Raw genomic sequence first — 6,755 nt, 5'->3', positions numbered from 1 at the left:
GGGAAACTGCTTACAGCCCCTGTTTTCCCAGCGTCCGAGCCCGGCCCAGCCACCGTTCGCGCTGGGCGGCGCTGACGCCCTCCACCAAACCGAACAACGCGGCTCATCCCCAACTGTACCTTCGTCCTCTGCCGCTGACCCGCCGTTCAGGGTCGGGTACAGACAGCCAACCTCACCCCTGCAGACCGGGCATCCGCTCAGGGCCGGGAGCGCTCGCGGAGCGCGACCTGCAGGCACTCACGCTGGTGCGCGTTCGGCCTCCCCGACGTCACCCGCTTCCGGTTCGACCAGAGCGCGGTACCCACGCCACATCGCGAACCCGAGCCAGGGAAAAACGACGATGAGACCGATCAGGGCGGTCAGGACCGAGAGGCCAAACAGGAGAGTAATCAACCCGCCCCAGATCATCATCGGGCCGCGATTGTGGTTGAACGCCTTCGCGCTGATCCTGATGGCATCGATCAAGCTCGCGCCGCGGTCCAGCATCGCGGGCACGGTGACTACGCCAACGGCAAAGGAGACGATGGCCAATACGGCGCCGGCTACAACGAGGCCGATCAGGGAGAAGATGCCCCGCGGGCCAGCGATCAGGACACCGACCAGTTCGCCCAGGTTCGCGGGGATTCCCAGGTTCCCTACGTTCATCACGCCGATCCAGAGCGTCATGAACCCCGCCCACACTACGAAGAGTCCCGCAAGCAATGCAGCGAATACCCATAGCGCTGCACCGAGCGTCGGCACCGCGCCGAGGCATTGTCCGATCCCCAGCTTCTCCCGATCTCCATGCTCCAGCCGACGGGCGAGCTCATTGACACCGACGGCGAGGGCCGGCCCGACCAGCAGGAACCCGGATATCGCCGCGATCGCCAACCACATCTGGTCCCAGGTGAACCAAAGTATGACCCATCCGACGGCCGTCACAACCAGACCGTGCAGCAGGGAAACCGGTGCCCGCCAGATATCCCCCCAGCCGGCGACCAGCCACTGCAAGGGGTCCCCAGGGGAGATGTCGCGGACGGATGGGGTTTCCGCGTCCAGCTCCTGGCCTGTCTGGATTTCCTCCAAGTCCCCCGGATAACGGGGCCCTAACGGATTGTCTGCCATGAGATCCCCTGGCGCCTCGGCGCTCGTGAAATATTGCGAACCACCAACCTACCAGATGTATAGCCAACTTTCCTGCTATCTCCTCGCAATCGTGACCGATTGCGAGAACGGCCCGGCCTGGTCCTTCAGGCGGTTGCCTCGTCGGCGCTGGAGCACCCAAGCAGGGAATAGCCTGCGGCTACCGAAAGCTTCCTCCGGCTCCGAGTTGCGAGCCCCGATCAGTGGACAGGGATACGGGCCGGAAACGGGGCCCAGGCCGGGCCGGCACGAGCATGTTCCGCCGGGCGGAAAACCGGCCTCAGCCCCGTCGCACCGCCTTTTCATAGAGGCCCGGAAAGCGCCCTTCGGGGTCGCACTCGCGTTTGAGGGCCTCGTAGGCTTGTCGGTCGTAGTGCTGCCAGAATGTGGTCTCGTCGTAGGTGCTGCGCGAGTACAGGCTTTTCTTGCCGCCGTGTTTCGCGACCAGGTCCTCGACCCGGGCGTTGTAGTGGCCGTCGGGCTCGCTGGAGCGGACCAGGTCCCAGAAACCGAAGTTGATGTACGGGGTGTCGGTGCGCAATTGGAACAACGAGAACCGGCCTTCGGGAACGACGAACGGGCAGATCCACACCGGCCGGATGCCGATTTCCGCCTCGAAATCCTCCAGAAATGCCGCGGCGTTGGCGATCGGGATGTCGACGTCCTGGATGACCGACTCGGTGCGTGGGCGAATCGACTGGAGCAGATTCAGCGGCCAGCGGCGGCTCGAGCGCATGATCTTCTGGTAGGTGACGCTCGACAGGCGCTTGCGCCCGAGAAGCAGCCGCACCGGCTTGAGATGGGCGCCGACATTCCTGCTGCACCAGAACCAGTCGGTGTCCCAGCGCCAGAGGTAGTCGTGGATGGTCAGATAATCCTCGCGTCGCTCGCGCAGGCTCTGCCAGTACTGGCGCATCCAGGTGTAGTCGCTGGCCTCGGTGCCCGGTGGCAGCGATTCGACGAAGTGCGCGCGCGTCAGCACGAACTCGCCGGGGGCGAAGTACACGCCGTCGAGATAGGCGCAGGTCGGCTGCGCGCATTCCTCGCCGATGGCGGCGAAGAGTTTCTCCGGATCGCGAAAGGATGTGTGCTGGAGCCGGACATAGGGCTGCACCGGAATCAAACCGAGGCGCACCCGTGTGGCGTAACCGACGCTGCCGTAGGAGTTCGGAAAGCCGTAGAAGAGTTCCGGGCGCCGCTCGCGCGAACAGGTCAACACGCGGCCGTCGGCGACCAGCACGTCGAGCTCCTGCACCGTGTCGTGCACCAGGCCATAGCGGAACGCGCCCGACTCGATACCGATCCCGGTGGTCGCGCCGCCGACGGTGATGCTCTTGAGTTCGGGCACGATGGCCGGCGCCAGGCCGTGCGGCAGGGTCGCGTCGACCAGGTCGGCATAGGTCGTCATGCCCTCGACCTCGGCGGCGCCGGCCTCCACGTCGATCTCGATGACGTGATTGAGCGAAGCCACGTCGATCTCGGTCCGAAGGGCATCCTCGCGCGGCCGGAACAGGTTGCTGGTGGGCTTTCGAAGGCGCACCGGCCCGTTGGACCCGGCCAGCGCCGCGGCCATCGTTTCCACCCGGGCATGGTGGGCGTTCCAGGCGGCTCCGGTCATCGAACGGGCGCGTAGCGCGGGATATCGCCCTGGCTGAGCACCAGCTGCCAGAGATTCAGGTGGCGGGCCCGAAAGGCGCCGGCGGAACTCAGCAGGTAATAGCGCCACATCCGGCGGAAGCGTTCGTCCAGCCCCTCGCTCTGCTTCAGTTCCTCCCAGGCGGCGGCGAAATTGTCGTGCCAGGCGATTAGTGTGCGGTCGTAGTCCGGGCCGAAGTTGTGCCAGTCCTCGAGCACGAACAGGCCTTCCTTGGCCCGGGTGAGCTGCGACGCGGACGGGATCACGCCGCCGGGGAAGATGTATTTCGCGATCCAGCGGTCGGTGTCGATACGGCTGGTATTGCCGCCAATGGTGTGGACCAGCGCCAGGCCGCCGGCCTTCAGGCGGGCCCGGGCCAGTTCGAAGAAGGCGCGATAGTTCTTTGGCCCGACGTGTTCCATCAGGCCGATGCTGACGATGCGGTCGTATTGCCGGGATTCATTGGCGGCCTCGCGGTAGTCCTGCTGCCGAACGTCGACCGGCAGGCCTTCGCAGAGCCCTCTGGCGTACTCCACCTGCTGGCTGCTGATGTTATAGCTGACCACTTCGCATCCGTGCTCGGCGGCCAGAAACCGGGCCAGTTCGCCGAATCCGCCACCCAGCTCGAGCACACGCATGCCCGGCTCCAGGTGCAGCTTGCGCGCGATCAGGGCCAGCTTCGCACGCTGCGCCTCGTCCAGCGTCGCGTCGGATCCGTCGGGGCCGTAATAGGCGCAGGTGTACTGCATGGTCGGCCCGAGCATGGCCTCGTAGAGCCGGTTGGAAAGGTCGTAGTGCTGCTCCGCGACCCGCCGCGAGCGCCTGCGACTCTGTGCGTTGCCCAGCCGGCTCAGTAGCGCCGGGCCGAGGACTGCCGGCGTGCGGATCCTGCGGTCCAGCCTGGCCTGGAGCATCCGGAAGAACAACTCGTCCAGCCGCTCGGCGTCCCACCAGCCGTCCATATAGGCCTCGCCGGCGCCGAGCGAGCCCTCGGCAAGAATGCGCTGATACAGGCGCTCGTCGTGGACCCGCACATCCCAGGGCCGGTCGCCGCCGATCTCGATGCCGCCGCTGCGCAATATTTCCGTGACTTGCGATCTTGCTGACATGCTCGTGCTCCCTGCAGGAGGCGGATGGCAGCCTGGTGGGCCATGCGGAAGGTTCGGTGACTATGGAGCGCAGCCAGAAGGGCCGGAGCAAGGAGGGCAAGGGCAGGAATAGTGGGCCTATTTCAAACTTGCCCAACGCAGCGCCGCCGCTTCTGGCGAAGCGATCTGGTACCGAACCTTCCGCATCGCCCATCAGACTCCCCGAATGCGCTCGTTGCAAATTCTGCCACAACAGAGGACCCGGTGACATTTCGACCGTCGCCCTGCATCCGTCCGATGATGGCGGCCATGTGGGCTTAACTCGGCGCGGGCGAAGCTGGCAAATGCGCTCGGGATGACGCTCAAGCCCGCGGTTTCAGCAGCGCGACGTGCCGGTGCAGGAAGTCGACGAATGTCGCCGCCACCACCGAAAGCTGCTTGCCCCGCGGCCAGACGAGGTACCAGGATCGCCGCACCGGAAAACCCGTGACGTCGAGAACCGCGAGTTCCTCGGCTGCCGGATCTCCCAGCGTGTTCTGCGACAGCACCGCAAGCCCAAGCCCGCCTGCAATCGCCTGCTTGATGGCCTCGTTGCTGCCGAGTTCCATGCGAACCTTGAAGTGTATCCCTTTCTCCGCGAACACCCTTTCCACCGTTATGCGGGTACCGGAACCCTCCTCCCGTGCGATGAAGGTTTCATCCGCCAGCTGCGTGAACGGGATCCGGCGACGTCCCACAAACCGGTGGGTCCGGGGGGCGACCACCACCAGGTTGTTCTCGAGCAACGGCTGACTCTCGATCTCCCAGCCTTCCGGAGGCACCCCCATGACGTAGAGGTCATCCGCGTTGTGCCCCAGTCGCTCGAGCAGACGGTTGCGGTTGATCACCTCCAGGGCCACTTCGATGCCCGGATACCGGTCACAGAAGGGTCCGAGCACCCGGGGCATGAAGTACTTGGCGGTGGTCACCACGGCGATGCGCAGGCGACCCTGCTTGAGTCCCTTCAGGTCCGCGATGGATTGCTCGAAACGGTTCCACGTGTCCAACCAGTCGGAGCAGGTTGCCAGGAGCTCGCGACCGGCGTCGGTCAGGCACACCTGCCTGCCAATCTGCTCCAGCAGCGGCAGGCCCACCTCCTGCTGGAGCTGGCGGATCTGCTTGGAGACTGCGGGCTGGGTGACATGAATCTCCTCGGCGGCGCGGGAGAAGCTGCCGAGGCGTGCCACTGCCTCGAAGACCTGGAGCTGGCGCAGGGTCACGCGCATGCCGGGCATCATCAACCCTCAAGAAAGGTCTTGATCTGGTCTTCGATCATAACGACTCCTTTGGTGCTGTATGCCATTGGCCATGATCCGGAGGGCATTCATTGCGCACCCGCGCACCGAGGGCGGCGCGAATGCGCACGACTCCCGGCCCCGACTCAGAGGCGATGCGCATAAAGGACCTCGACCGAGTCCATGTAGATGATGCAGGCATAGTCCGCCGCGTAGCGGCTGGAAACGGCATCCGCGATCTTGATCGCAAGATCGGGGTTCGCCGTTATCACCTCGATCTTGATGTTCCCGAAATGGTCAAGGACCGACGGTTCCCCGGATGAACGCGTGTTGTGGCTTCCCGCCCCGCCCGCCGCAATCAATGTGTATCCACCGGCATCGTGGCTCTCGATAATGGCGCCGATGGCCTTTGCGAGGACCTTCTCCGTAACAATCACCAAACGAGTGGCCTGTTGTGTCATGACAAATTCACTCCTGCCGATCGTGTTATGGATTCACCCTGGGCAGCCTACCCGCACCGGCTCGCTATACGGGTGCCCATGGACCGCGAGCCATTCTCAGAATACGGCCTCCGCAAGCGCGATATACAGCGGTATCCCGATTGCTATCGCGATCGGTGTGCCGACACTCGTCGAGGCACCGACATACGCCGACGGATTCGCCCGCGGGATCCCCGCCCGCAGCGTGGGCGGTCCCGAGATGTCGGAGCTGGATCCGGCAATGACCGCCAGGATCACCACCCCGCCGGGACTGAATCCCGTTAGGACATGCGCGATATAGCCGAAGCCGAAGGCGATCAGCCCGTGCATGATCGGGGCGACGGCGGCATACACCGCGAACCAGTGCGCCACACGGCGCAGCTCCTGGATGCGGCTGTAGGCCTCCATGCCCATGATCAGCATCAGGATGGAAAGCAGGCCACGGAACAGCGGGTCATAGAAGCTTTCGAAGACGGGTTCGGGCCGCGTAAGCAATCCCAGCGCGATCCCCAGTAACAGGGCAGACAACGCCGACCCCTGCAGGCTTTCCTTGACGATCGGCCAGATACGCACCTTGTCCGTCGCGCCGTCTTCGCGCTTCAGGTACAGATTGGCCAGCACGATGGCCATCACCAGGGCCGGAATGTCCATAAAGGGATACAGGGCGGGTGCCCATTGCTCGTATTCGAGCCCCTCGCTTTCCATCACCACGATCGCGGCCGCCAGTGTTGATCCACTGACGGCTCCGAAGAGCCCGCCGGTTGCAATACCGTCCTCGGTGCGCACGGCCGGCAACATGGCCAGCGAGACGCGTGCAAGCAGGACGATTCCGATGCCGATCACCACCGCGAACAGGGCGGGCAACAGCATTTCGGCCAGGTTCGCTTCACGGATCGACATCCCGCCCTCGAGTCCGACCCGCAGCAGCAGCATGAACACGATGAACTTGTAAATGGACTCCGAGATCGCGAGGCGCGAACCGAGCGCTGCGATCACGATGCCTCCAATCAGGAACGCCAGCGTGGGCGACTGAAACTGCATCAGGAAGCGGTTGGCCAACTCAGGTAGTGCCTCCACGGTTCACCCTCCATTCCGAAGATCATGAATCGAAACTCGGAAGTCAGGGTATCCATGCCATTTCAATAATGATAATTAT

Annotated in this window: 6 protein-coding genes; all 6 read right to left on the bottom strand. The window is 64.3% G+C overall.

Features of this window, described 5'->3' with window-relative positions; translation table 11 throughout:
• Positions 1-237 precede the first annotated feature (237 nt).
• The 6 genes from ACESMN_RS02955 to ACESMN_RS02930 all read right to left on the bottom strand — a co-directional run bounded on the left by ACESMN_RS02955 (position 238) and on the right by ACESMN_RS02930 (position 6,676).
• The gene (locus tag ACESMN_RS02955) at positions 238-1,104 is read right to left on the bottom strand and encodes a DUF2189 domain-containing protein (RefSeq protein ID WP_373052092.1); all 867 of its coding nucleotides are present in this window, start codon (positions 1,102-1,104) and stop codon (positions 238-240) included.
• A 298-nt stretch (positions 1,105-1,402) separates the two neighbouring features.
• A complete protein-coding gene (locus ACESMN_RS02950) occupies positions 1,403-2,740 on the bottom strand; it encodes an FAD-dependent oxidoreductase (protein ID WP_373052091.1) in 1,338 nt (445 codons plus the stop codon).
• Entirely contained in the window at positions 2,737-3,867 is a 1,131-nt protein-coding gene (gene cfa / locus ACESMN_RS02945; RefSeq protein WP_373052090.1) for a cyclopropane fatty acyl phospholipid synthase, read from the bottom strand. The genes ACESMN_RS02950 and cfa overlap by 4 nt, the downstream gene beginning before the upstream one ends.
• A gap of 341 nt (positions 3,868-4,208) precedes the next feature.
• On the bottom strand, positions 4,209-5,111 hold the full coding sequence (locus tag ACESMN_RS02940; protein WP_373052089.1) for a LysR family transcriptional regulator: 903 nt from the start codon (positions 5,109-5,111) through the stop codon (positions 4,209-4,211).
• 155 nt (positions 5,112-5,266) lie between these two features.
• Complete coding sequence (locus tag ACESMN_RS02935; protein ID WP_373052088.1) at positions 5,267-5,581, bottom strand: P-II family nitrogen regulator; 315 nt, start codon at positions 5,579-5,581, stop codon at positions 5,267-5,269.
• A gap of 96 nt (positions 5,582-5,677) precedes the next feature.
• On the bottom strand, positions 5,678-6,676 hold the full coding sequence (locus ACESMN_RS02930; protein WP_373052087.1) for a sodium-dependent bicarbonate transport family permease: 999 nt from the start codon (positions 6,674-6,676) through the stop codon (positions 5,678-5,680).
• Between the last annotated feature and the right edge of the window lie 79 nt (positions 6,677-6,755).

The organism is Thioalkalivibrio sp. (genome assembly GCF_041690275.1).
In the GTDB taxonomy this organism is placed as follows: Bacteria; Pseudomonadota; Gammaproteobacteria; order Ectothiorhodospirales; family Ectothiorhodospiraceae; genus Thioalkalivibrio.
The sequence above is the reverse complement of the archived record's forward strand: the minus strand, read 5'-3'. Positions and strand labels throughout refer to the sequence as shown.

Bases quoted from the DNA above. Each gene is read 5' to 3' on its own strand.
- cfa (WP_373052090.1), bottom strand. From the start codon at position 3,867: ATGTCAGCAAGATCGCAAGTCACGGAAATATTGCGCAGCGGCGGCATC.
- ACESMN_RS02955 (WP_373052092.1), bottom strand. From the start codon at position 1,104: ATGGCAGACAATCCGTTAGGGCCCCGTTATCCGGGGGACTTGGAGGAA.
- ACESMN_RS02940 (WP_373052089.1), bottom strand. From the start codon at position 5,111: ATGCGCGTGACCCTGCGCCAGCTCCAGGTCTTCGAGGCAGTGGCACGC.
- ACESMN_RS02950 (WP_373052091.1), bottom strand. From the start codon at position 2,740: ATGACCGGAGCCGCCTGGAACGCCCACCATGCCCGGGTGGAAACGATG.
- ACESMN_RS02935 (WP_373052088.1), bottom strand. From the start codon at position 5,581: ATGACACAACAGGCCACTCGTTTGGTGATTGTTACGGAGAAGGTCCTC.